At 65.8% G+C, this 25,757-nt stretch carries 21 protein-coding genes and 1 tRNA gene; 11 read left to right on the plus strand and 11 right to left on the minus strand.

The features are described 5' to 3' along the window. Nucleotides 1-146 precede the first annotated feature (146 nt). On the plus strand, nucleotides 147-1,661 hold the full coding sequence (locus VZC37_RS16060; protein ID WP_330433564.1) for a helix-turn-helix domain-containing protein: 1,515 nt from the start codon (nucleotides 147-149) through the stop codon (nucleotides 1,659-1,661). On the opposite strand, the gene VZC37_RS16065 is transcribed toward VZC37_RS16060, so the two are convergent. Next, nucleotides 1,632-2,732, minus strand: a complete 1,101-nt coding sequence (locus VZC37_RS16065; protein ID WP_330433565.1) for a transporter substrate-binding protein — start codon at nucleotides 2,730-2,732, stop codon at nucleotides 1,632-1,634. The genes VZC37_RS16060 and VZC37_RS16065 overlap by 30 nt on opposite strands. Before the next feature lie 196 nt (nucleotides 2,733-2,928). After that, nucleotides 2,929-4,344, minus strand: a complete 1,416-nt coding sequence (locus tag VZC37_RS16070) for an NAD(P)/FAD-dependent oxidoreductase (RefSeq protein WP_330433566.1) — start codon at nucleotides 4,342-4,344, stop codon at nucleotides 2,929-2,931. 103 nt (nucleotides 4,345-4,447) lie between these two features. Here VZC37_RS16070 and VZC37_RS16075 point away from each other — a divergent pair, with 103 nt between their 5' ends. Further along, entirely contained in the window at nucleotides 4,448-5,092 is a 645-nt protein-coding gene (locus VZC37_RS16075) for a TetR/AcrR family transcriptional regulator (protein WP_330433567.1), read from the plus strand. Between the two features lie 22 nt (nucleotides 5,093-5,114). On the opposite strand, the gene VZC37_RS16080 is transcribed toward VZC37_RS16075, so the two are convergent. Next, nucleotides 5,115-5,561 (minus strand): histidine phosphatase family protein, encoded by a 447-nt coding sequence (locus VZC37_RS16080; protein ID WP_431309424.1) that lies wholly within the window; start codon nucleotides 5,559-5,561, stop codon nucleotides 5,115-5,117. 145 nt (nucleotides 5,562-5,706) lie between these two features. Beyond that, the gene (locus VZC37_RS16085) at nucleotides 5,707-7,041 is read right to left on the minus strand and encodes a sulfatase family protein (protein WP_330433568.1); all 1,335 of its coding nucleotides are present in this window, start codon (nucleotides 7,039-7,041) and stop codon (nucleotides 5,707-5,709) included. A gap of 121 nt (nucleotides 7,042-7,162) precedes the next feature. Here VZC37_RS16085 and VZC37_RS16090 point away from each other — a divergent pair, with 121 nt between their 5' ends. Beyond that, a complete protein-coding gene (locus VZC37_RS16090) occupies nucleotides 7,163-8,122 on the plus strand; it encodes a phosphotriesterase family protein (protein ID WP_330433569.1) in 960 nt (319 codons plus the stop codon). 529 nt (nucleotides 8,123-8,651) lie between these two features. Here VZC37_RS16090 and VZC37_RS16095 read toward each other — a convergent pair. The 5 genes from VZC37_RS16095 to sigM form a co-directional block, all read right to left on the minus strand. Continuing rightward, on the minus strand, nucleotides 8,652-9,257 hold the full coding sequence (locus tag VZC37_RS16095; RefSeq protein WP_330433570.1) for a TetR/AcrR family transcriptional regulator: 606 nt from the start codon (nucleotides 9,255-9,257) through the stop codon (nucleotides 8,652-8,654). After that, entirely contained in the window at nucleotides 9,254-10,516 is a 1,263-nt protein-coding gene (locus VZC37_RS16100; protein WP_330433571.1) for an acyl-CoA dehydrogenase family protein, read from the minus strand. Before VZC37_RS16100 ends, VZC37_RS16095 begins: the two co-directional genes overlap by 4 nt. Nucleotides 10,517-10,554: 38 nt before the next feature. Continuing rightward, nucleotides 10,555-11,367 (minus strand): SDR family oxidoreductase, encoded by an 813-nt coding sequence (locus VZC37_RS16105; RefSeq protein WP_330433572.1) that lies wholly within the window; start codon nucleotides 11,365-11,367, stop codon nucleotides 10,555-10,557. 235 nt (nucleotides 11,368-11,602) lie between these two features. Beyond that, complete coding sequence (locus tag VZC37_RS16110; protein ID WP_330433573.1) at nucleotides 11,603-12,310, minus strand: hypothetical protein; 708 nt, start codon at nucleotides 12,308-12,310, stop codon at nucleotides 11,603-11,605. 195 nt (nucleotides 12,311-12,505) lie between these two features. After that, nucleotides 12,506-13,042, minus strand: a complete 537-nt coding sequence (sigM, locus tag VZC37_RS16115) for an RNA polymerase sigma factor SigM (RefSeq protein WP_330433792.1) — start codon at nucleotides 13,040-13,042, stop codon at nucleotides 12,506-12,508. A gap of 342 nt (nucleotides 13,043-13,384) precedes the next feature. Here sigM and VZC37_RS16120 point away from each other — a divergent pair, with 342 nt between their 5' ends. Next, nucleotides 13,385-14,770: a cytochrome P450 gene (locus VZC37_RS16120; protein WP_330433574.1), complete on the plus strand. Its 1,386-nt coding sequence runs from the start codon at nucleotides 13,385-13,387 to the stop codon at nucleotides 14,768-14,770. 4 nt (nucleotides 14,771-14,774) lie between these two features. After that, the gene (locus tag VZC37_RS16125) at nucleotides 14,775-15,800 is read left to right on the plus strand and encodes a GAF domain-containing protein (protein WP_330433575.1); all 1,026 of its coding nucleotides are present in this window, start codon (nucleotides 14,775-14,777) and stop codon (nucleotides 15,798-15,800) included. A 14-nt stretch (nucleotides 15,801-15,814) separates the two neighbouring features. Here the strand turns inward: VZC37_RS16125 and VZC37_RS16130 are convergent, their stop codons facing one another. Together VZC37_RS16130 and VZC37_RS16135 are read right to left on the minus strand one after the other, a co-directional pair. Further along, nucleotides 15,815-17,284 (minus strand): APC family permease, encoded by a 1,470-nt coding sequence (locus VZC37_RS16130; protein ID WP_330433576.1) that lies wholly within the window; start codon nucleotides 17,282-17,284, stop codon nucleotides 15,815-15,817. A 208-nt stretch (nucleotides 17,285-17,492) separates the two neighbouring features. Further along, a tRNA-Leu gene (locus VZC37_RS16135) sits at nucleotides 17,493-17,578 on the minus strand. A 455-nt stretch (nucleotides 17,579-18,033) separates the two neighbouring features. On the opposite strand from VZC37_RS16135, the gene VZC37_RS16140 reads away from it, so the two are divergent. From VZC37_RS16140 to VZC37_RS16165, 6 genes are all read left to right on the plus strand, one after another. Further along, nucleotides 18,034-19,257 (plus strand): FhaA domain-containing protein, encoded by a 1,224-nt coding sequence (locus tag VZC37_RS16140; protein ID WP_330433577.1) that lies wholly within the window; start codon nucleotides 18,034-18,036, stop codon nucleotides 19,255-19,257. Nucleotides 19,258-19,435: 178 nt separating this feature from the next. Further along, nucleotides 19,436-19,903, plus strand: coding sequence for an FHA domain-containing protein FhaB/FipA (locus VZC37_RS16145; RefSeq protein WP_330433578.1), 468 nt, complete (start codon nucleotides 19,436-19,438; stop codon nucleotides 19,901-19,903). Continuing rightward, nucleotides 19,900-21,342: a PP2C family protein-serine/threonine phosphatase gene (locus tag VZC37_RS16150; protein ID WP_330433579.1), complete on the plus strand. Its 1,443-nt coding sequence runs from the start codon at nucleotides 19,900-19,902 to the stop codon at nucleotides 21,340-21,342. The genes VZC37_RS16145 and VZC37_RS16150 overlap by 4 nt, the downstream gene beginning before the upstream one ends. Beyond that, nucleotides 21,343-22,773, plus strand: a complete 1,431-nt coding sequence (locus VZC37_RS16155) for an FtsW/RodA/SpoVE family cell cycle protein (protein ID WP_330433580.1) — start codon at nucleotides 21,343-21,345, stop codon at nucleotides 22,771-22,773. It begins immediately after the preceding gene. Continuing rightward, on the plus strand, nucleotides 22,770-24,275 hold the full coding sequence (locus tag VZC37_RS16160) for a penicillin-binding protein 2 (protein ID WP_330433581.1): 1,506 nt from the start codon (nucleotides 22,770-22,772) through the stop codon (nucleotides 24,273-24,275). Before VZC37_RS16155 ends, VZC37_RS16160 begins: the two co-directional genes overlap by 4 nt. Then, nucleotides 24,275-25,684, plus strand: coding sequence for a serine/threonine-protein kinase (locus VZC37_RS16165; RefSeq protein WP_330433582.1), 1,410 nt, complete (start codon nucleotides 24,275-24,277; stop codon nucleotides 25,682-25,684). Before VZC37_RS16160 ends, VZC37_RS16165 begins: the two co-directional genes overlap by 1 nt. Nucleotides 25,685-25,757 lie beyond the last annotated feature (73 nt).

A 25,757-nucleotide genomic window follows, 5' to 3' on the forward strand; every position in this document is an offset into this window, starting at 1 on the left:
GACACCGTCTGGCAACGTGTTGTCACGTAGTCGAAACAGTTCGGATCGTGTCGATCACGTGCTGCTCGCATCTCGGGTGGACCCGCATCGTCGTCCGACCGATAATTGACCCTGACGTCACTGACGTCTCGCGGGAAGGAGTGTGCATGGCCACGGTGGGCGACCTCGTCGACCGTGCCGGTCTCCTGACCCTCACACCCTCACCTGCGGGCAAGGTTCACCGAGAAGAGATCTCCGCGGTTCATGAGGTCAGCTCGCCAGCTTCTGCCATACACGAGGGCAGCCTCGTGTACGTGTCAACGTCAGCTTGGACGGCGTTGCCCAACCCCCAGAACCTTCCGCTGGCTCTCAGATCACGCGGTGCCGTCGCCGTCATCGTCGACACCGATGATGAACACCTTTCGGCTGAGTTCGTCGGAGCGTGTGTCCAACAGTCGCTTCCGGTCTTCATGCTGCCCCGGTCGTCCACCATCACTGATGTGACCGCGCTCGTCGAGCCGGCCGTCAAACCTGAATCGCCGGGCACCGGTGACGCCATGATGCCATCAATCGCCGACGCTATCGAGAGCTTCGCACATGCGACCGGCACGACCGTATGGCTTGTGCTGGACGGATGCATCGTAACCAACTCGACGATGGTGGATTTCGATCTCTTGGAGAAGGTTCTCGCACTCGCCACTACGCCACTTGATGCCATTTCGAGCAAGAGTTCTGCCCTCCGATTGCGGTTGCCGAGATCCGGCCACATCGTCGCAATGGTCAATCCGAACCGTCGCGCACTCGCGCCGGAACGCGTCCGGAATCTGATTGGAGTGCTCGATGACACCATCAGTGCCATACGGGTACACCGCGCCACCCGCGGCGACCTCGAGACAGCCTTGATCCGAGAATTGACCCGCACACAGGTCCCGTCGGCGGCTCTGGACCCGTGGGTCGCATCGTTCGGTTTGCTGCCCGGTGACCGTGTCCGAGCTGTCGCTGCAACTGTGACCGGCGAGTCTGCAGGTATCCCAGATCTCATCGTTGGGGCCCTCCGTGACCTCGGCCTGTTGAGTGGGAGCGCCTGTGTCGCTTCGTTTCACGATGGGATCGCCTATGCCCTGGTCAGAACCGGCGACGCCGAACTTGAGAACCCGCTGGCCAACAACGTGTTCGACGACCGAATCGTCGCCATGACCGAGGTCTTCGGCCGTATCCATGGACACTCGATAGAAGTCGGTGTCAGCTCGTACGTACTCCGCACGAGTGACGATCTGATGCGCGGTCTCATCAATGCTCGGCAACTCGCCGAGAGGCAAGCCCGCGCTGCCCTCACCGAGGTTCCGCAGATCGCACTCCCCGTTCCGCTCGCCGCAACACTTCTGAACTCGAGCTCAAAACTCTCGACAGCGCTCGAGCGCTCGCTGCTGCATCCAGTCATCGAGTACGACGCAGAGAAGGGTACAAGTCTCCTCGAGAGTCTGCGCACCTTCATGGCGCTCGACTGTCATTGGGGTGCAACGGCAAACGAACTCGGGATTCACATCAACACGCTCCGCTACAGGCTGTCGAGAGTAGAAAGACTCACAGGACGAGGCTTTCAGTCGACGGCAGACCGGTCCGACTACTACCTCGCACTTTGCGTCCGCGAATCACAACGCGATGAGCGGCCTACTCCCTGACCACCACGGCTCGGGAGCGCGCGCCGGAAACTCACCGATCACCTGGTAGCGACCATCCACCGCACGACCGACATACGCTGGATGCGCACTGTAGTGATTCGCGCGGAAGTAGAACGGCAAGCCCTCGGGATTGCCGTCGAACCGAATGCCAATCAGCGCCCGCGCAAGATCATCAAACTCTGTCGTCGGCGCTTGCTCGGCGGCCAACGCGACCCCGTGAACCGCGTTATATGCCCCTACCTGCGCCGCGTGGCTCCATTGTTGGCCTCTCACCTCTTGGAGAGCGCGTCGGTAACCGTCGTTGACCTCGGTATCGAGGTCGGAAAAGTAAGTGCCAACCATGAAATGGCCGTTGCTGGCGGTCGTAGACATGTGGGCAAGGTCGATTTCGGTAGTAACCGTCGCAGCGATCGGCATAGCCCCGGGCCGAAAGCCGGCTTCCTGGTACTGCGTGTAAAAGGCCACCGTCGAGTCGATTCCGACAAGATTACTGATGATGACCTGCGGGTTGGCGCGGCGGATGTCGTCGAGGACCGCACCGAAACTCGTCTCCCCGAGAGGCGCGTACCAGTTGCCGACGGTCTCCACGCCGAGGTGATCACCGAGTCGCCGAATCGATTCGGCGAGTACTCGCGGGTAGATGTAGTCAGAGCCGACAACATACACCCGATGGCCGAGGCTTCCGACAATCCAGCTGAGGTAGTCCGCGATGTACTGGTTGGGGGCGGCGCCACAGTAGAACACCCGCGGATCTGCCTCCTCACCTTCGAAGTACGTGGGGTACATCAGAAGTGTCCGGTTAGCGTGAATCGCGGGGATCAATGCCAGTCGCGTCGCCGAAGTGTAGCCGCCGACTATCACGTCGACGTTTTCGACGCGGCATAAATGGTCAACACCTTTCGCTGTCGACGACACCTCCGAGCGATCGTCGAAAACCGCCACATCGAGGTCTGAGCCCGCCACCCCACCTGCGGCGTTGATCTCGTGCACAGCCAACAGCGCGCCATCGAGGATGGACCGCTCCATCGCGGCCTGCGCGCCGCTGAGCGAGTAGAGCAGTCCCAGCTTCACATCTCGCTCCTTCCCTGTGGCGACGCCTGGTGATAACTATGCCACTGGAGGAGGTTCGCCGCGGACCGCCCGAACCCGTGACAATGGGCCGCTCTTATAACGATCGGCGGGATGCAGTACACGGTTGGCGAGGGTCTCGATACGTCCTCGGCTAGCGCCTCGGACTACTCGACCAACGAAAGGGGGGCGCCTCGGACTACTCGACCAGCGAGAGGGGTTCCGGTTCGGTGACTGAGATAGCCGGAGCGCCTTTGTCTTTTGTACGTTCGCGCAGGAATCGGCGCTTCTCCATCCAGTCGGCGAGCATCCGCTTCTGCTGGGACCGGAGGTCGCCGGCGACGTCACCCAGGGACACGTCGGGACGGCGGAGTGCCCGTACGACCGAACCGGCCACCGTCTTCACGGGCATCATCGAGGCCGGCGGTTGGACGCGGTTGTAGATGTCGGAGAGCACCGCCGCATAGTCGGGCGCTTCACGCGCCTGGCGGTACAGCTCGTACTCCAATGGCGACGGCGGTAGGCCCGACGCGAGGAAGTTGGTCCAGTGGTACACGTCGATGCAGTCGCGTTCACGCTGGTCGGCCCACGCGGCGGTCGCCCGGTCCACCGCGGCGGGGTCGACGCCCGTCCGGGCGCCCAACAACGGTGCGAGCGCTTCGCCGAGCAGCCGACCGTAGCGCAGTCCGTCTCGGATTCCCTGCGCGGTCACCGGATCCTTGAAATGTCCGGCGTCGCCGGGCAATGCCCAACCGGGGCCGCTCGAACGCCGGAAGTACGACTCGATCCCGGTGCAGGCACGCACCCGCGACGCGAGTTCGCAGTCGTCGAGTCGTCGAGCCAGCCCGGGCAACGCGGCCACCCCGTCCAGGTACGCGTCGTGAGCCTTCCGACCTTTGAACTGCGGCGCCAGTTCCACCGGCGGCTGCAGCAGACACAGCAGATCGCCGCCGTCACAGGGAAAAGCCGTGCCCAACAGCTGACCGACCCGCCATTGGGATGCGATGTGGCGCAGATCGGTTCGTGAGTCCGACCAGTAGGCGTAGAAGCAGGCCCGGCCACTCGGTGCGACCAGGGTCGGCGAGTCGGCGCCCACCTGCCGGGCGACGAAACTCTTGCGCCCGTCCGCGCCGACCACGATCGGCGCCCGGACTTCGTGGCTCTTGCCGTCATCGTCGGTGTAGCGGACGCCGGCAACTCGTCCGTCGATACGGATGAGGTCGGTGGCCGTGCAACGTTCGCGGACCTCAGCCCCTGCGGAACGTGCTGTCCGGGCAAGCGCGTCGTCGAGGTGGGTGCGGCGCACACACATCGCGAAGTCGATGCCGGCGACCGGCGAGTAAGTGGTGCGCCATCCGATGTCGTCGAGGATGGCTTCGGCGAGGGGCATCCGTGGAGCGCCGATCGCCTCGACGGCCGGCAGTGCGCCGAGCGTCTGGATCTCGGCCATGGTGGTCGGCCACAGCAGGTGCGTGGACAAGGTGTCCGACGGGAATCGTGCGGAATCGATCGCGAGGACGCGGAGGCCCCGCTCGGCGAGCGCGATCGCGGTGGCCGACCCCGCAATCCGTGCACCGACGATGACCGCGTCGAACTGCTCGACGGCTGAGCCCATCCACGCTCCCTCCGACCGATCCCCGACACGCAGTCCGACACGGTGTCAGGCCGACGTTATGCCTGTACACACGGGGTGTCAAGGGTGGCGTAGCATCGGCCGCATGGGATCGGTGACCAGATCGCAAGCGGGGCACGCCATGCAGCGCCGGGCGGAGGTGACCGAGCGGGTACTCGGGGCGGTGGAGGATCTGCTCGGTACGGGCGAACGGTTCACCGAACTCCCGGTGCAGCGGATCGCCGAACAGTCCGGCCTGTCGCGGACCAACTTCTACCAGTACTTCCCGAACAAGAGTCAGGTGCTGATCCAGGTCGCCGACGTCGCATCTGCAGAGTTCTTCGCCGCCCCGACATCATGGTTCGCCGACGATGCGTCACTCGATGCCGGTGTGGGCGGGGTGGAACGGGCGATCGGCGCGATGGTGGCCGAGTTCCGCAAGCACTGGCCGCTGATGCGGGCGTTGGGTGAGGCGGCGGCCTATGACGCGGAGGTCGCGGAGTTCTGGTTCGGCCGCGTTCACCGGTTCATCGACTTCGCGTGCGGGCGGGTGCAGCGGTGGCGCGAGTTGGGACGGATCGACTCGGCGGTGACCGACGAATCCGTGGCCGCGGTGACGTGGATGGTGGAGCGAAGCATCACCCAGCACATTCTCGGTTCGGGTGCCGACGTGACCTCCGACGACCGTGTGGTGGCCGCGCTGTCGCGGACGATCTGGCTGACCATCGCCGCCGAGCCCGGGGTGAGTTGAGCCCGAAACTGTCCGATGGTGGTCAGCGCAGATGGTCGATCTCGTTGATGGACAGCACTTGTCGATATCCGTCGGGCAACGCCAGGACGCGGGACACCGACGTGTAGTAGGGCTCGGTGAAGAACATCTTCTCGGCACCGATGACGTGCGACAGGTACGCATTGATCACACCGCCGTGGCACACAACGGCGACGACTCGGTCTGCTTCGGTCACCAGCGACTCGATGCCCGTCACGACCCGGGAGCGGAAGGCGTCGAGGTCGAAGGTGTTGTCGCCGAGCCGCCCGGAGTTCATGTCGTGGAGCAAGGTCGCGCGGTCGGTGTAGGTGTGGGCGATCCCGTACGTGGTCCAGCCGTGGCTGAGTTCGACGAGCCGGTCGTCGAGGTCGATCTCCACCGCGAGCGCCGCGGCGGCCGCGGACGCGGTCGCCACCGCTCGTCGTGAGGGGCTGCTGACCACCACGTCCACCGTGCCGTAGCGGCCGTCGGCCAGCGCAGCCGCAAGCGTTTCGCCTGGTCTTCGCCCTCCGGGGTGAGTTCCGGGTCGGCGCCGGCCGGGTCGGACAACCGGTTGGGCAGGGCATGCCGGATGAGTAGTAGTTCCATGGACGTATCTACCCGGCCCGGAAGCCCTCGGCCACCGCGTTGCCCTCGTGCTCCTCCGGGATCAGGTCGCCGGTGCGCGATCGCCAGTCCTCCAACGTCGCCGCGAGGAGGTGGCGGGTCTCGGCGTGGGTGGGGTCGTCGGCGAGGTTGGTGCGCTCCCCGGGATCGTCGAGCAGGTCATAGAGCTCGTACCGGGGTCGCGGTGCGTCGGCTGTGGCGTGGTCGACCGATCGTGCTGACGGGCTGTCGGCGATGTCGAGGGGGAGGAGCAGTGTCGGCCGGTCGGTGAAGTTCTCGATGTAGCTGAACTCCTTGGTGCGAACGGCTCGGATCGGGTCGAAGGCGTCGTGGTAGGTCTTCTCGGTGAAAACCTCGGTGCGGGCCGGTGTTTCGACCTCGGTGAGGAGCGGCTCGGCGTGCGAGACCCCGTCGATCCGGTCGGGCACCGGCACGGAAAGCAACTCGAGGATCGTGGGGGTGAGGTCGACTCCGGAGAACAGGTCGTCGTAGGAGCGGGGCAAGACGTTCCGTCGGCGTGGGGGCCGGGCGATCAGCGCGATCCCGGTACCCGTCTCGTACAGCGTCGATTTGGCACGCGGAAACGCGAGTCCGTGGTCGGTGAAAAAGATGATCCAGGTCGACTCGTCGAGCCCGAGATCGGTGACGACATCGAGGAGGCGCCCGACCGCGGCGTCGGCACGCGCGATGCTGCCCTGCAGCGCGGCGAGGTCGTCGCGTACGTCCTCGGAGTCGGGCAGGAAGGCGGGGACGGTGACAGTGGCCGGGTCGGCGGGCGGGTACTGATCCGACGGATAGGGGCGATGGGCCTCGAAGAACCCGGCGGTGAGGAAGAACGGGCGTTCGTCGGAGACGTGGACGTGGTCGGCTAGCCACGCCCCGGCACGTTCGATGACGGGGTCGCACGACGTTTCCGCCACATCGACGGTGTCGAAGCCGAGGCTGCCGGGGTCCGCGCTCTCGTGCTGTATCCCGAACAGCGCAGTCCGGTAGCCGACATCAGTGAGCAGAGCCGGCAGGGTCCGGACGCCGTCGCGGTATTCGAAGCCGTAGTGTGCGAGCCCGATGAGTCCGTTGCTGTGCGGATAGCGGCCGGTGAAGATCGACCCTCGCGCCGGCGAACACAGCGGCGCCGTGGAGTGGGCTGCGGTGAACCGGATTCCGTTCGCGGCGAGCGAGTCGAGGTGCGGACTCTCCACGCCGGTGGCGCCGTAGCAGGCGAGATGGCGGCCGACGTCGTGACAGTGGATCAGGATCACGTTCTCCCGCGGGGCGGCACTGTTGCCGGTGTCGGTGGTGGCGCCCAGCGATTGCGCGGTCGACATGGCTCCATCATGCAACGATCCTCCGGTCCGTGCGGTCTGCCGGATTCGCTTGAACTGGACTGCACCCTCCCTTAGCGTTCGAGAGTGATCCACATCACAATCCGACAGTTGGGAAGAATCGATGAGCACCGTCAACACCGTCACCGGCCCGGTCGACTCCGCCGACCTGGGGAGCGTGCTCATCCACGAACACGTCTTCGTCCTCGGCGAGGAGTTCCGCGAGAACTACCAGTACGACTGGGACGAAGAGGAGAAGATCGCCGAGGCGGTCCGGGATCTACGGGAGTTGAAGGGGCTCGGGGTCGACACCATCCTGGACCCGACCGTGCTCGGATTGGGCCGGTACATCCCGCGGATTCAACGCATCGCCGAGCAGATCGACCTGAACCTGGTGGTTGCGACCGGCCTCTACACCTACAACGACATCCCGTTCCAGTTCCACTACACCGGACCGGGCCTCTTGTTCGACGTTCCCGAGCCTCTCGTCGAGTTGTTCGTCCGGGATCTCACGGAGGGCATCGCCGACACCGGCGTGAAGGCCGCCTTCCTCAAATGCGCCATCGAGGTCCAGGGCCTCACGCCCGGGGTGGAGCGGGTGATGCGGGCGGTCGGGCAGGCGCATGTGCAGACCGGTGCGCCGATCACCGTTCACACGAATCCGCACACCCAGTCCGGTGTGGTGGCCCAACAGGTGCTGAAAGAAGAGGGCGTCGACCTGACCAAGGTCGTCATCGGACACTCGGGCGACACCACCGATCTCGACTACCTCATGCAGCTGGCCGACGCCGGATCGATCCTCGGCATGGACCGCTTCGGCCTCGACGTCCTGCTGCCCTTCGAGGACCGGATCAACACCGTCGTCACGCTGTGCGAACGCGGATACGCCGACCGCATGGGCCTCGCGCACGATGCGTCGTGCTTCATCGACTGGTTCGACCACGACGCCAAGCTGGCCGCGGTACCCAAGTGGAACTATCGCCACATCAGTGAGGACGTGTTGCCGGCGCTGCGGGAACGCGGAGTGAGCGACAAGGACATCGAGTCGATGCTGGTCGACGTCCCGCGCCGCTACTTCGAGTAAAGGTGCAGTCCCGTTTCCACCGAATTGTGGAAACAATGGTTCTCAATTAATGGATGGATTCCGTTGGAACAATTTTTCATCCATAGAACGTATTTCCTTGGTGAACTCTGCCCGATTGCCAGTTCGGCACCGTAGACTCTCATTAGAACCAAACCCTACGGTGTGGTGTAACACTTTCAGAACCCACGCCGACAACCCTCATGATGATCGTCGAGACCACGGCGATTCCCAGGTTTCCGGCCCCCGGGGTCGGACGTCCACATCGCTGAAAAGCGGTGTGCGACCTGCTTTGTCAAGGTCGGGATGAGAGAACCAAGGGAGGTGTGTTGTAAATGATCGAAATCTTCGGAGACTTCGTCAGCGGACTGCTTCAGCTCGCGCTGGGACTGTTCCTGTGAGAACACTCGCTCGGCCCACCCGCGCACTCTGACGCTGATTTCAGGTCCCCCCCGATCAGCGTCCGTTCAGCGCCGGGTGGGCTGAGCGTTGCTCAGGCCTTATTGCGGATATCGGCGTGTGAATCTGTGCGTCACCGCAGCCCCAGTGCATTCACCCACAACCGGGTGGCAGTGAATACCAGCGTTTCCAGATCGTCGGTGTCGGCGACCCCGAACGCCTGATACGCCATCCGCGACACCATCCCGGACAGCGCACCGGCCGCCAGCAGCGGATCGAGGTCGGGATCCGCGTGCCCGGCATCCTGTAGTTCCTTGATGCTCTTGGCGTTCCGCTCGACGAAGACCTGCCCGCGGTGCAGTCGTTTCGCCCGGAACTCCGGACTCACACCGGCGACCTGTTCGCGCACCATCATCAACCGGGCGTTCCGTCGATAGGCCTCGAAGTAGGCCCGGTTGGCGGCCTCGATGGTCGCGATCGGATCCGTCTCACTTCTCCCGGTCTCGCCGTGGTGCAGACCTGGATGCAGCATCTCCTCCTGCGCCGCGGCCAGCACGGCGTCGAGGATGTCCTCCTTGGAGTCGAAGTAGGTGTAGAACGACCCGGTCGCGCAGCCGGCCTCGGCGGTGATGTCGGTGAGGCGGGCATCGGTGAACCCGTCCCGCTCGAACACCGTCCGCGCGGCGACGACCAACCCGGCCCGGGTGCGTTCTCCCCGTGCGGTCAGCGGTCGGGTCATCGCGATATGAGGGACCGATCCGACGCGCCTGCCTCTTTCGCCGCGGCTGCGGCATCCCGGTACGGACGCAGTTCGCGCCGGGCGATGGCCCGCTTGTGCACCTCGTCCGGGCCGTCGGCGAGCCGCAGCGTCCGGATGTGCGCGTAGGCCATCGCGAGGGGGAAGTCGTCGGTGACGCCGCCGCCGCCGTGCACCTGGATGGCGCGGTCGATGATCTTCAGTGCGATGTTGGGGGCGGCGACCTTGATGGCCGCGATCTCGGTTGCGGCCTCCTTGTTGCCGACCGTGTCCATCATGTGGGCGGCCTTGAGGGTGAGCAGCCGGACCATCTCGATGTCGATGCGGGCCTCGGCGATCCAGTCCTGGATGTTCGAGCGCTCGGCGATCGGTTTGCCGAACGTGACGCGGGTGGACGCCCGGGCACACATGAGTTCCAGCGCGCGTTCGGCCACCCCGATGACACGCATGCAGTGATGGATGCGGCCGGGTCCGAGCCGGGCCTGGCTGATGGCGAATCCCTCGCCCTCACCCTTGAGGACGTCGGTGACGGGCACCCGCACGTCGTCGAAGATCAGTTCGCCGTGCCCTTCCCGGTCGACGTAGCCGAACACGGGCAGGTTGCGGACGATGGTCAGGCCTGGTGCGTCGGTCGGGACCACCATCATCGACTGCTGTCGGTGGATGGGTGCGGACGGATCTGTCTTGCCCATCACGATGAGCACTTTGCAGTCTGGGCGCATCACGTTGGAGGCGAACCACTTTCGGCCGTTGAGGACGTATTCGTCGCCATCCCGGACCATCGACAGTTCCACGTTGGTGGCATCCGAGCTCGCGACGCCGGGCTCGGTCATCGCGAAGGCCGACGCGATCTCACCGTCGAGCAGCGGCTGGAGGTAGCGCTCCTTGTGCTCGTCGTTGCCGAACAGCGTGAAGACCTCCATGTTGCCGGTGTCGGGGGCGTTGCAGTTGAACACCTCCGAGGCGAACCCGACGCGGCCCATGATCTCGGCGAGCGGCGCGTACTCGAGGTTCGACAGTCCCGGTCCCCATTCGGGATGCGGATGGAAGAGATTCCACAGGCCCGCATCCTTGGCCTTCTGCTTGAGCTCCAGCAGGATCGGCGGGGTGGCGTGCGGGTTGTCGGACTCGGCCATCTGCTGGGCGTAGACCGCCTCGTTCGGATAGATGTGCGCGTCCATGAATTCGAGGAGCTGCGTGCGGTACTTCTCGGCGCGTTCGGACGGGGTGAACAGATCCATCGGGCTCTCCTTGCTGATTGTCGGTCGGTTCCCGCGGTTCACGAGATCAGGCTCTGCTGGTAGCGGCGCATGCCTTTCAGCCACCGGTCGTAGTCGGCGCCCTTGTGCCGGTACATCTCCAGGACTTCCGGGTGGGGGAGGATGAGGAAGCGTTCGTCGTCGATGGCGTCCATGACGACGCCCGCGACCTCGGCGGGCGTCAGCACCCGGCCGGCAGTCTCGACGGCGCGCTGCATGAGGAGCGCTTCGTCGTCGATGGGGGTGTCGTCGGGCCGGAGGAGTTTCGTGTCCACGCCCATCGGACAGAGGCAGCTCGCCCGCACGCCCCGGTCGCCGTAGGTGACGTTCAACCATTCGGCGAAACCGACCGCGGCGTGCTTGGTGACCGAGTACGTGGCCGAGCCGAGTTGGGTGAGCAGTCCGGCCGCCGACGCCGTCGACACGAAGTACCCACCGCCGCGTTGCACCCACTCCGGCACCAGGCGTCGGGCCGCACAGATATGACCCATCAGGTTGACGTCGATGACCTGCGACCACTCGTCGTCGGTCGCTGCCAAGCCGGGTGCGCCGCTGATACCGGCGTTGGCGAAGTAGAGGTCGACCGGCCCGAAACGCGACTCGGCGAGTGCGATCGAGCGGTCGATGTGGTCGGGCGAGGCGGCGTCGCCGACGATCGTGGCCACCGCGCCCGAACCCTCCTCGCCGAGCGCCGCTTCGACCCGATCGAGACCGTCGGCCACCACGTCGGTGATCACCACACGCACATCGCGGTCGACAAGAGCCTGCGCCAGTGCGGCACCGATACCGCCGCCGCCTCCGGTCACGATGGCCACCTTGCCGTCGAGCTCCATCACCACATCCCTCGTCGTGGACGGTCGCGACTCGATGTCGAGTCGCGTCGAGTTCAGTTCAGAAGCTACTTGAATCCGCGTTCAGGTTCAAGTTTTTGGTTGTCCACCATGGTGGTTCATCGCATTCTTCGCACGTATCGCAGAAAAGGATGAATCCGACAATTCGTTCATGAATGATGCGGGCCCCGAAATCGGGGCCCGCATCCTAAAATTGGCTCGTTGTTGGCCAGCGTATTCAGAATGGCAGGACGTTATCCAGAGATCCGAAACCGGCATTGGGTGCGGTCTTGGCGAAGTTGGTGGTGCACCCGTTGAATGTCACATTGTCGACGTGGACCGTGTCGCCGGCCGACCCGGGCTGACTCGAGATGCCATAGTCGTCGACCACGGTGTTCGCACCCGCGGCGGCGGACAGTTCTTGCAGCGTGCCCCGCGTGCCTCGTGGCAAGTCCTCGCCGAGGTCTCGCGTGGCCCACCACTGGTCCGAGTTGGTCGCGTTGCGCTCACCTGCGGCCTCCGCGTTCGCGCTCCACACAAACGTGACGAATCCGTTGCCCTCTCCGGTGTCGGCTCCGGTGGAACGGATCTGCCAGTTGGCGTTGCCGCCCTTGCTCTGGAAGATGAGCGGGGTGTCCACGATCTCGGAGAACTTCACCCGTCCGGCCGAGTGGTAGGACGCTTTGCGCGGGTTCTGCGCGTCGGTCTTGAGCTCCAGGGATCCGTCCGTGTCGAGGACGTTGTCTGTCGAGTAGGTGCCGGCCTGGCCCTGTTCGTCTGGGGCGGTGTTGCCCCAGCCGTTGGGCTGGTTCTCGGCCGAGATCTCTGCGCACTGCCCCCCACCGAGACTTCCGGTGTCCGGGGCGGCAGTCGCGACGGCGGGAGAAATCATCGCGGCGGCCCCCAGTGCGGTGGCCACAGTGGCGGTGCGGGCGAAGCGACGCATCGAAAATTCACCTCCGTGAATTGATCGAGTTGGCATTTGCGTCCACACCGTGTCAATCGTTATCGACTGCATATTCACTCAAAAGGATGAACTTTCAATCTGCGGAATACCTCTACAATTCGTCGTCCAGCGTGTCGCGGGCGAATCAAGCCGAGTAAGTCGATTCATCCACTTTCACCATCGTTGATTCACCGTTCAGGCCGATCGCAGATGACCCAGCGTGACCGCCAACGCCGCGCGGCCGCGTGCACAGCGGCTCTTGATGGTTCCCGGGGCGACTCCGAGCCGATCGGCGGCGTCGGCGACGCTGAGGCCTTCGATGTCGACCGCAACGATCGCGGCCCGCTGATGCGCAGGCAACGCGGCCAACGCACTGGAGATGTCGATGCGGTCGTCGTGATCGATTCCCGACGACGGCGCGGGCATGTCCCCGCTGGGCAGCGGCATCGTCACCCGCCCGCGCCGGCGCAGCCGGTCGAGACCCGCGTTGACGACCAGCCGATGCAACCACGTCCGAACCTGCGCGTCTCCGCGGAAACGATGCGCGTTGCGGTGGGCACTGAACAGGGCGTTCTGCATTGCATCGGCAGCATCGTCGGGATCGCCCGTCGTTCGGTGGGCGACCGCCCACAGGTAGCGTTCGTGACGTCGGATCAAGGTGCCGAATGCGCTGCGGTCGCCGGCGACATGGGCCGCCAGCAGTTCGCTGTCGGGACGTTCGTCGGACTCCATCCATCTGCCGGCCGGGCCGAGCCGCAGCCTCATCCGGGCCACCTCGTCGACCGACGATGTAGAGATCACCACGCTGCCACCTCGCAAAAACATGCCCGATCAAGCCGGCCGAAGATGGGCCGGCCCGTGTCAGGACCCTGTTTCGCGACCGGGCTCGGACATCCGGAGCCGCGGGAACATCCACCTCGAGAGGCGCGCGTTGTGCGATCGATGCTAGCAGCGGGAGGTGACGTCATCCTGCCGAGCGCGTCCCCGTCGCGGCCGAACGGCGTCGAGGGAGACGTCCGCGACCTGGGTCCGTCCTCGCCGTCTGGAACACGTCGTCTGGAACACTGTGCTGTCGTGACGACAAAGCAGCTCAGCGAACTGCCACACCCTGCCGGGCGCATCCCCGTCCTCGGCGACGTGACGTCGGTCGATCGCCACAAGCCCACCCAGCACGAGACCGAATTGACTCGCGAACTGGGACCGATCTTTCAACGCCTGCTGTTGGGTGAGCGGCTCATCGTGGTCGGCGGCGCGAAACTGGCCAGCCAGACCCTCGACGAACGGAACTGGGGCCGAGCGCTCGTCGGGCCCCTGGCGAAGCTGCGGGAGGTGGCGGGCGCCGGTCTGTTCACCGCGAAGACGAAGGACCCGCTGTGGGGTCAGGCGCGGCGCATCCTCACACCGGGTTTCTCCCAGGCCGCCATGCGGGCCTATCACGACGCGATGTCCAGCGTCGCAGCCGACCTGTCGGCCCAATGGACGAAGCACCCGACGGTCGACGTGCATCAGGACATGACCGCCGCCACCCTCGAGGTGATCGGCCGAGCCGGGTTCTCCCAACGGATGGGCCTGCTGGGCGACACCGGTCAGGCGGTGACGGGAACCGAGGAGTTCCTCGGGGCGCTCGGCCGCGCGCTGACGTGGGCGAGCGAGTCGACCAACGATCTACCGGTCATCGGGCCGATTCGAGAGATGCTCAGTGCGCCCGGCCGCCACCGCGACGTCGCGACCGCCCGCCGATACGTGGAAACCATCATCGAGGACCGCCAGCGGGCGGGCGATGTCGACACCTCCGACCTGCTCGGGCTCATGCTGAGCACTCCCGACCCCGAGACCGGTGCCACGCTGCCGCTGGACAACGTGCGCGATCAGGTGCTGACCTTCCTCGCGGCCGGCCACGAGACCACGGCGGCCTTGATGGAAGTCGCCCTGTACGAACTCGCCGCGAATCCGGACGTGGCCGACGATCTCGCTGCCACCGAACTGGCCGGCGGCCCCGAGTTCAGTTACGACGAGGTCGTCAAACTCCGCCGCATCAAGGCCTTCATCAACGAATGCCTCCGCCTGTGGCCACCGGCGCCGGGGTTCTTCCGAGTCGCGCGGACCGACCAGGACCTGGGCGGCTACCGGATACCCGCCGGCCGGGGCGTGTTCGTCCTGTCCCTTGCCGCGCAACGGGACCCGGAGGTGTGGGGCGACGACGCCCACACCTTCCGGGCCGACCGGTTCGTCGGTGAACGGCTCACCGCCAGCTCGGAGAAGTACTTCGCGCCGTGGGGAACCGGTCCGCGCTCCTGCATCGGACGCCAGTTCGCGCTCCACGAGACGACGCTGCTGCTCGGTGCGCTCATCTCGCGGTTCCGGCTGCACCTGGCCGAACCCGCTGCGGCACTGTCCATGCGGGAACGGGCCACCTTGAGACCGGAGCCGTTCAGCATCGTCGCGACTCCCCGGCGGTGACGGGATGCCCTGGTATCTGATCGAGACGTTCTGTCCCGAACCGTCGGCGTCGATCGTGTTCACCGATGGCCAGCAGCGAGACTGGGCGTCGCTGCGCACCGTGCAGCGCTCCGACGGCATCACCGGTATCGACGAGCTCGTCGCACAGGTCCGCGCAACCGGCGATGAACTCGACCAGATCGTCGCCGGCCGGATGGGGCCGCGGCGGGTGGTGATGCGGCCGGTGTTGGGCTTCGAGGGCGACGTCTACGGCATCAAGACCTGGATCGGGCCGGCCGACGAAACCCCTTCTCCGGCACGGGCCATCGCGTCGGTCAACTGGGACGTCGATTCGCTGGTGGCCCGACACACCCTGGAGTCGTACATGATGTCGTCGATCAGCCCGGATGGCTTCGGCGACACCCGGGATCCCGGCCAGTTCCTGCGCAAGGTGGTGCAGTTCGACGCGCTGAACGAACTGGCCGAGCTGTGCATGAACGACGGATCGCGCACGCATTTCCAGGGACGTCTGACTGTCTTGCATGACGATTCGCACCTGATGGCGTGGCGCGGGGTTGCCCGCAGCAATGCCGGCCCGGACGGCACCGAGGTGCGCGGCATGTTCCACGACGTCACCGACACCGAGGAACCGCAGATCGCCCCGCTCGCGGCGCTGAAGCTCGGACACCCCGACGACGGCCCCAGCACGGTCCTGGTGGCCTACCGCACCAGCCCGACGGACCCGTCGGACGTGGTTCCGGTCCTGATGTACTGGATCTCACCGCGCCCGCGCTACATCGCGGAATCCGCTGTGGAACACAGCCATTCATCGATCCCCGGAAATCTGGTCAACCCGTCGGACTTCGGGGAGTTTCTCCGGGCACGTGAAGCGTTGATGGCCGGCGACGACGCGATGGAGATCCCGATCGACGTGGAACTGCTGGGCGCCGACGGGGAGTGGGTTCGCGTTCGCCTCACCCTGCGGCGCTATCCCGGAGCAGTGGGAAGTCTGATGCATGTCGCTCGGTTCGAGCGGGTGGGCCAGGGGTAGGTCGGCGCCGGCTATCAGCCTGTCGAGTCGTCGTTACCGGTCGATGCGCGACGAGTCCGCAGCGCATCCAGCAACCGTTCTTCGGCGTCCTCGCCCGGCGGTACGCCCGTGGGGATGCGGAACAGGAACAGCGCGCCGAGCAACCACCACGCCGCGAACAGAATCCACGGCTGAACGTCGAGAAACGCCGGCATGCCCGGCAGGTAGAGGCTCAACAGCCCGACGCAGAGTACGACAGCGGCGCAGCCGATCACCAGTCCGCCCTTGCCATTTCCGCCGACCCACAGCGGGCGATCCATGTTCGGTTCCCGCCGGCGCAGGATCACGAACACGATGGACACCAGCAGGTAGGCGATCACGATGCTGGGTGATCCGGAGTCGACGAGCCACCCGAGCATCGCCTCCCCGAAGAACGGAGCGATGAACGACAGGGCACCGATGAACAGCAGCGCGTTGACCGGAGTGCGGAATCTCGGATGCAACTTCCCGAACCACGCAGGCAGCATTCCGGAACGTGCCATCGAGTACATCAGTCGTGACGCGCCGAGGAGTAGAGAGTTCCACGAGGTCAGGATTCCGGCTATGCCGCCTGCGATCAGAACGTTGGCCATCGCGTCACTGCCGAACAGTGCGCCGACCGCATCAGCGGTGGCAATATCCGTCTCGACCAGCTCGCTGCCGGGCATCGCCGACGAAGTCGTGACGATGATGATCAGGTAGAAGATCGTCGCAAGAATCACCGCTATGACGACCAGACGTCCGATCTGTCGGGCCGGAACGTTCACTTCCTCTGCGGATTGCGGGATGACATCGAACCCGACGAACAGGAACGGCACCACCACGATCACCGCGAAGAACCCGGACACGCCGCCGGTGAACAGCGGCTGCATGTTGTCCACAGACCCGCCCGTGAACGCTCCGACGATGAGCATCAGAGCGATGACCAGTAAGAACACGACGACGAAGGTCTGCGCCACGCTCGCGAGTTTGACCCCGAGGATGTTGATGGCGGTGATGATGACCGCTGCGACCGAGCCGACCAATGCCCAGGTCAGATAGACCTGGCTGCCCGCAATCTCCCACAACTGGATCTGTTCGAGTCCCGGGAAGATGTACAGCGCGGTTCTGGGCAGAGCCACCGCTTCGAACGCCACGATCGTCACATAGCCGCCGACAATGCCCCAGGAGCCCACGAACGACCATCTCGGACCCATACCGCGAAGCAAGAAGTTGTGCTCACCGCCGGCCTTTGGCATGGCCGCGGTGAGTTCGGCATAAGTCAGTCCGACCACGGCCATGATCACACCGCCGGCAGCCATCGCCAGCACGGCCCCGAGCGTGCCTGCGGAATCGATCCATTCGCCCGTGAGAACGACCCAGCCGAAGCCGATCATCGCACCGAAACCGAGAGCCAACACGTCCCAGTTGCCCAGTACTTTCAGAAGCGAGGTGTCATCGGGGCCAGCGTTTGCTTTTCTCTCCACTGCGAGCACCTTCCCGGTTACGGTTGGGGACGCATTCAAAGCTAGTCGCTTCGGTACCCAGTCACCTGCCGTATGGCGCTGTCCGACAAAAGAATTGACGGGCAGGTGTTCCGACACCGACCCGAATCAGCGATACATCGTGACAAAACAAAAGGCCAGGCGCATTCCGCAACCTGACCTGATGTACCGCTGTGAGCTGAACTGCTCGTGGTGGGCGAAGGGGGACTTGAACCCCCACGTCCCGAAGGACACTGGCACCTGAAGCCAGCGCGTCTGCCATTCCGCCACTCGCCCGTGGCTGTCCGCGTGAGACTGGAAGACGATAGCAAGGGCGGGGGTGCGGAAGCAAAACGCATTGGTCGGGTGCCCAGTGGACGGGATCTGGCACCCAGTCGACACGAAACGGCGCACAGTCGACGCGGAACGGCACCCAGTCGACGGGAAACGGCGCACAGTCGACAGGAAACGGCGCCCAGTCGACGCGAAAGGGGGCACAGTCGACGGATCGGGGCGCACGTTTGCCGAGGTAAATGTACCCATTCGTGATCGGAAATACACGGGTATGCGCTGGTCAGGGGCCATGTGGCGGGTAGGGTGAACCCCACGACATCGGTGAGACTGATGTTGCGGACGTTGCTGCATTGACGTCAACCCGGGCTCAAAGGGCAGAATCGGTATCATCTATCAAGGCCATACGCACGGCGACACGCCACGACCGTGTGCACGACGCCGCGAAGGGAGGGTCGCCGGTGGGTATTTTGCAGCGTATCGAACGCAAGCTCGAGGGAGCTGTCGACGACGGCTTCGCGCGAGTCTTCGGGGGCCAGGTGGCTCCCCAGGAGATCGAGAACGGCCTCCAGCGCGAGGCACAGGAAGGTCTCCGGGATCTCGGTGACGGTGCGATCCTGGCGCCGAACAGCTACTCCCTGGCGTTCAGCTCCACCGACTACAAGCACGTCGCGGCCGATTACGAGCTCAATCGCAAGACCTTCTCCAAGCACCTGGAGAACTTCATCGCCGACAACGGTTGGCAGACCTACGGGCGGGTCGTCGTAGAGTTCGACGAGTCACCGTCTTTGCACACCGGTATCTTCCGTGCCCACGGTGCGGTGAACCCGGATGTCCGACCCCGACCGATGTCGCCCGGCCCGCAAGAACCGGCGCCGCGCGCACACGCAGAACAGCACCCAGGAAGTGCACACCGACAAGTAGGAGCCCCACAAATGACCAACAACCCCGGATACGACCAGCGCAGGGGCAGTGACCCGGCGTATGACCAGGGTGGCCAGCAGGGTGGCTATGACTACCAGCGAGCGGACTACCAGCAAGCCGACTACCAGCAGGCCGGCTACCCGCAGGGCTACGAGCAGCAGGGCTACGACCCGGCGTACGCACAGCAGGGCTACGGCCAGCCCGGGTACGACCAGGGCTACGACCCCGCTTACGCACAGCAGGGTTACGCCGACCAGGGCTACGCGCAGGGGTATGACCAGGGCTACGGCCAGCCCGGCTACAACCAGGGCTACCAGCAGGGCGGTTACGACCAGGGTTACGCCGACCAGGGGTATGCGCAGGGCGGCTACGACTACCAGCAGGGCGATTACCAGCAGGGCTACGGCCAGCCCGCCTACGGTTATGGCCAGGGTGGCTACGACCAGGGCTACGGCCGCCCGGCCGGCTACGCGCCCGCCGCGATCACGCTGCTCCTCGAGGACGGTAGCAACCGCACCTTCCAGCTACGGGAGGGCTCCAACATCATCGGCCGCGGCCAGGACGCCCAGTTCCGTCTCCCGGACACCGGCGTGTCCCGCCGGCATGTGGAGATCCGTTGGGACGGCAGCGTCGCGATGCTGACCGACCTGAATTCGACCAACGGCACCACAGTCAACGACCTGCAGGTGAGCAGCTGGGAACTCGCCGACGGCGACCGTATCCGCGTCGGCCACTCCGACATCACCGTCCGGTTCCAGTAGTCACCTGTCATTCACCCGGTCTCTCACAGCGAGACCGGGCGTTGATACTGAACTGTCACATCTCGATGCCGGCGAAACCTCAGTCTGCCCATAAGATGCAGTCGGGTCCGTTTCTACGACCGGCGCCCGGGGTGGAACGAGCGGGCCGAGAAGTGATGGCGCTGGAGGTGAACACTTAATGCAGGGCTTGGTGCTGCAGCTGACCCGAATCGGGTTCCTGCTGCTGCTCTGGCTGTTCGTGTACGCCGTCATCCGGACCCTGCGCGCCGACATCGCATCGGCCGGCGGCAACCGTCTGACGCGACACACGAGGGCCGACAAGCGCGACCGGTCCAACACACGGGCGGCGCGCGGATCTGCGCGCTACCTGGTCGTCACGCAGGGCACTCTCGCCAACACCCGCATCACCCTCGGTACCCAGCCGGTGCTGCTCGGGCGTGCCGACGACTCGACCCTGGTCCTGACCGACGACTACGCCTCTGAGCGACACGCCCGGCTGTCGCGCCGCGGAGACGACTGGTACGTCGAGGATCTCGGATCCACGAACGGCACCTATCTGGATCGGTCGAAGGTGACCACGGCAGCGCGTGTCCCGATCAACACGCCGATCCGTATCGGCAAGACCGTGATCGAGCTGCGCCCGTGACCTTGGTACTGCGCTATATCGCGCGAAGCGACCGAGGTCTGGTCCGCTCCAACAACGAGGACTCCGTCTATGCCGGGGCGCGGTTGCTCGCACTCGCCGACGGCATGGGTGGACACGCCGCCGGGGAGGTCGCCAGCCAACTGGTGATCCAGGCGCTGCGCAACCTCGACGACGACGAGCCCGGCGGCGACCTGCTCGCCCAGCTCGACCGGGCCACCCACAACGGCAACTCGGCGATCGCCGCCCAGGTCGAGCACGCTCCCGAGCTCGAGGGCATGGGCACCACGCTCACCGCGATCCTGTTCGCGGGCAGCCGGATCGGCCTGTGTCACATCGGCGACTCGCGCGGCTACCTGTACCGCGACGGCCAGCTCACCCAGATCACCCGCGACGACACGTTCGTGCAGACCCTCGTCGACGAGGGACGCATCACCGCCGAACAGGCACACACCCATCCGCAGCGGTCGCTGATCATGCGTGCTTTGACCGGCCAAGAGGTGGAACCCACCCTCACCATCCGCGAGGCCCGCGCCGGTGATCGCTACATGCTGTGCAGCGACGGACTGTCCGACGTGGTCAGCGAGGAGACCCTCGCCGACACCCTCGGATCGATCGCCGACCACAAGGAATGTGCCGACCGGCTCATCGAACTCGCGCTGCGTGGCGGCGGTCCCGACAACGTCACCGTGATCGTCGCCGACGTCGTCGACACCGAGTACGGCGATTCGCGGCCTATCGTCGGCGGAGCCGCCGGCGATGACGACGACTACACGCCCAACCCGGCAACCGCGGCCGGACGCGCAGCGGCGCTGCGGCCACCTGCGGAGAAGCCGCAGCGACCCACCATCATGGCCGACGACGACAGCCCGCCGCCGCACCGGCCGTGGCGCCGCTGGGTGTTCGCCGGCACCGCGCTGGCCGTCGTCGCACTGCTCATCGCCGGCTTCTTCGTGACGAGGGCGATGGTGCGCAACAGCTACTTCGTCGGCGCCGAGAACAGCGAAGTGGTGATCTATCAGGGGTCGCCGGACAAGGTGCTGTTCGTCGACCTGAGTTCGGCCAACCAGACGGTCTGCGTCACCGGTCTCGACCAGGAGCAACCGCAGGTGGAGTTCGTGGAGTACCAGTCCTCGGACACCTGCACCCCGCTACAGACCTCGGATCTCGCCGAACTCGACCGTAATGCGGTGGAAGGCAATTCGATCCGCAACATGCCGCTCGCCGACGCCGAGGACCGCGTCGAGCAGTTGACGTTCCTCCCGCTGTGCCCGGAGCCGCTGCCGGCGCCGGCACCCGAACCGTCGCCGGCACCCCGCCCCGGACAGCCCGAACCCAGCCCCGCACCGGCCAGCAATCCGGCGCCGGTCACCACCACCGAGTCGACCTCGACGTCACCGCAATACGACAACGACGGCAACAAGATCTGTCGGGGCCACTAGATGAGTGAACCGTCTGCGACCCTCCACGCACCACCGCGCCAACCACCCGAACAGACCGGCCGCACCGCCGAGATGCTGCTGCTCGGTTTCGCCATCGGGCTGGTGACGGTGGCACTGCTGATCGTGCAGTCCGCCCAGGAACAGACCATCACCTGGGATCTCGCGAAGTACGTCCTCGCCTACACCGCGCTGTTCGCGGTCGCGCATCTGGTGGTGCGCCGGTACGCACCGCACGCCGACCCGATCCTGCTGCCGGTGGTCGCCGTCCTCAACGGGCTCGGTCTGGTGTTGATCCACCGCCTCGACCTCGGCACCGGCGCGACCGGTGAATCGATCAACACCACCGATGTCACCAACAACGCCGACCAGCAACTGCTGTGGGCGGTGCTGGGCATCATCGCGTTCTCGGCGGTGCTGATCTTCATCCGCGATCACCGGACACTGTCGCGGTACGCCTACACGCTGGGCCTGGCCGGCCTTGTCCTGCTGATCATCCCGGCGGTGCTGCCGTCGTCGATGTCGGAGATCAACGGCTCCAAGAACTGGATCATCCTGCCGTTCTTCTCGATCCAGCCCAGCGAGTTCGCCAAGATTCTGATCATCATCTTCACCGCGGCGTTCCTGGTGTCCAAGCGTGATCTGTTCACCACCGCGGGAAAACACTTCCTGGGCATGGACTTCCCACGCGCCCGCGACCTCGGACCGCTGCTGGCGGCGTGGTTCGTGTCGATCGCCGTGCTGACCTACTCGTCGGATCTCGGTAGCTCACTGCTGATCTTCTCGACCATCCTCACCATGGTCTACGTCGCGACCGGACGCGCCAGCTGGCTCGTGCTCGGCGTCTCGCTGTTCGTCGTCGGCGCGTTCATCGCCTACCAGATCTTCGGTCACCTGCAGGTCCGTGTGGAGATCTGGCGGGATCCCTTCAGCGACTTCGACGGTTCCGGCTACCAGATCGGGCAGAGCCTGTTCGGGCTGGCCACCGGCGGACTGTTCGGCACCGGGCTGGGTTCCGGGCGACCGAACATCGTGCCGTTCGCCAACACCGACTTCATCATCGCCACCGTCGGTGAGGAACTCGGCCTCACCGGGCTCGCCGCGGTGCTGGTGCTGTACATGATCTTCGTGATGCGCGGGCTGCGCACCGGGGTCGCGGTCCGTGACAGCTTCGGCAAACTCCTCGCGACGGGACTCTCGTTCACCATCGCGGTGCAGATCTTCGTCGTCGTCGGCGGCGTCACCAAGCTGATCCCGCTGACCGGCCTCACCACCCCGTTCCTCTCCTACGGCGGGTCGTCACTGCTGGCCAACTACATCCTGGTGGCACTGCTCATCCGAATCTCCAACGCCGCACGCGAACCCGACCCGACCCGGCGCCGACCGCCGCCCAAGAGCATCGAATCGCTGCCGACCCAGGCGGTGCGCCGATGAACAAACAGATCGAACGGGTGTCGATCGCGGTGATCGTGATGGTCGTCGCGCTACTGGCCAACGCCACCTACGTGCAGGTGTTCAAGGCCGACGAACTGCGCTCGGATCCCCGCAACAACCGGGTGCTGCTCGACGAATACTCCCGGCAGCGCGGCGCGATCACCGCCGGCGGCGGTTCGGTGGTGGCCGTGTCGGTGCCGACCGACGGTCGTCTGCGGTTCCTGCGCACCTACCCACCGAACGGCGCCGAGGCGTTCGCGCCGGTCACCGGCTACTACTCGTTCCAGTACGGCAGCACCGGTCTGGAGCTGTACGAGAACTCGATCCTCAACGGCAACGACGACCGCCTGTTCGGCCAGCGGTTCACCGACATGTTCGCCGGCCGCGATCCCCGGGGCGGCAACGTGGTCAGCACGATCATGCCGCGGCTGCAGCGGGTGGCCTACGACGGTCTGCGCAACGGCTGCCAGGGCGGATGCCGCGGCGCGGTGGTCGCGTTGCAGCCCAACACCGGCAAGATCCTGGCGATGGCGTCGTCGCCGAGCTACGACCCGAACCGCCTCGCCAGCCACGACCAGGAGGTCCGTGAGCGCAGCTGGGCGACATGGAATCAGCCGGGCGACATCAACAATCCGATGCTCAACCGGGCCATCAACCAGCTCTACCCACCCGGGTCGACGTTCAAGGTGGTCACGACCGCGGCCGCCCTGCGCGACGGCGTGAACCCCGACATCCGGCTCACCGCCGCGCCCGAGATCACCCTGCCCGACACGGTCACGCCGCTGAGCAACTACGGCGGCCAGACCTGCCCCGGGTCGTCGGGCGGTACCGTGACGCTCTCGCAGGCGTTCCAGTACTCCTGCAACACGGCCTTCGTCGACCTGACGACGAGCAAGATGAGGGACCCGATCACCGTGTTCAGTGAGACCGCCAACCGCTTCGGCCTCGACGAAGAGCAGCCCGACACGCCGCTACCGGTGTCGCAGTCGACGGTCGGCGCGATCCCCGATCTCGCCGCACTCGGCCAGGCGTCCATCGGCCAGCGCGACGTGCGGGTGACGCCGATGCAGATGGCGATGGTCGCGGCGTCCGTCGCCAACGGCGGCGTCCGCATGCAGCCCTACCTCGTCGATCGGCTGCAGGCGGCAGACCTGCGTACCCTGCATACGACACAACCGGCCACGATCAACGAGCCGATCAGCTCCGACCAGGCGGCGACGCTGACCTCGATGATGATCGATTCCGAACGCAACACCCAGGGCGCCGGCGGACCGGTGTCGATCGCGTCGAAGACCGGCACCGCCGAACACTCGTCGAGCTCCGACGTGGAATCGGAGACCCCGTTCTCCTGGTACATCGCGTTCGGACCGTCATCGAACGCTCAGGTGGCGGTCGCCGTTGTGGTGGAGAACGGAGATCCGGGTCCCGCATCAACCGGCGGGACCGTCGCGGCGCCGATCGGACGCGCCGTGATCAATGCAGTGGTGGGAGGTGCAAGCTGATGACGTTGCAGAGCGGCACCACCATCGCCGACCGCTACCGGCTGATGCGTCTGATCGCGACCGGTGGCATGGGTCAGGTGTGGGAAGCCCTCGACGCCCGACTCAATCGGCGGGTGGCGGTGAAGGTACTCAAAGCCGAGTACACCCACGACCCGGAGTTCACCGCACGGTTCCGGACCGAGGCGCAGACCACCGCCAAGCTCAATCACCCCGGCATCGCCAACGTCTTCGACTACGGCGAGACGCCCGACCGCGGCGGCGGCGAACCACTGGCCTACCTGGTGATGGAGCTCGTCGACGGTGAACCGCTGAACTCGGTCATCTCCCGGATGGGTCGACTGTCGTTGACCAACACCCTCGACATGCTCGAGCAGACCGGGCGGGCGTTGCAGGCCGCGCACACCCAAGGGCTGGTGCACCGCGACGTGAAGCCAGGCAACATCCTGATCACGCCCACCGGGCAGGTCAAGATCACCGACTTCGGCATCGCCAAGGCGGTCGACTCGGCGCCGGTCACCCAGACCGGCATGGTGATGGGCACCGCGCAGTACATCTCCCCGGAGCAGGCCACCGGCGACGAGGCGACCGCCGCGTCGGACGTGTACTCACTCGGCGTCGTCGGCTACGAGGCGCTGACCGGTCGACGTCCGTTCCTCGGCGACGGGGCGATCACCGTCGCGATGAAGCACATCCGGGAGACGCCGCCGCCGCTGCCGAACACCGTTCCGGGCAACGTGCGCGAGCTCATCGACACGACGATGGCCAAGGACCCGAAGCAGCGCTACGCCAACGGCGGCGAGTTCGCCGACGCGGTCGCCGCGGTGCGCGCCGGGCATCGTCCGCCGCGTCCCGGCCTGATCGCGGGTGCCGCGGCGGCCGGTGCCGTCGGCGGAGCCGCTGCGGCAGCCGCGATGCGTCCGTCGCAGACCCGCGCGATGACCGGGTCGTCGACGCAGCCGTCGACCGCGCGCACCACCAGCCGTCCGCCGAGCCGTCCGATGCCGCCGGCCGACGACAACAGCTGGACCACCGGGCAGAAGGTGCTCGCCGGGGTCGCCGGCGCGTTGCTGCTCGCAGCGCTCGTGCTGATCGGCTACTGGTTGCTGAACCTCGACTCGTCGTCGCCGGAGGCACCCGCGACGTCGTCGACCACCACGATCACCGAGACCACCACGGCCGCCCCGGAGACGACCGAGGAGCAGGTGGAGCCCGAACCCGAACCGGAGACCACGACGCGGGAACGGCCCACCACCACGGAGCCGACGCCGGAGCCGACCACCGAGGAACCGACCGTCACCGACACCCCGCCGGACACCACCGATCCGGGTGCGCCGACCGCGGAGCAGCCGGTGTTCCCGTCGTTCACGATCCCCGGGCTGTCCAGCCGCACAGATGGCGATAATGGATGAGGTGTCGGTTGTGAGGACGATCCAGGGGTGCCCGCTACTGGGCGGTGCACCGGATCGGAGCTGCGAAAGATGG

It is taken from the genome of Gordonia sesuvii, from assembly GCF_036350415.1.
Taxonomy (GTDB): domain Bacteria; phylum Actinomycetota; class Actinomycetes; order Mycobacteriales; family Mycobacteriaceae; genus Gordonia; species Gordonia sesuvii.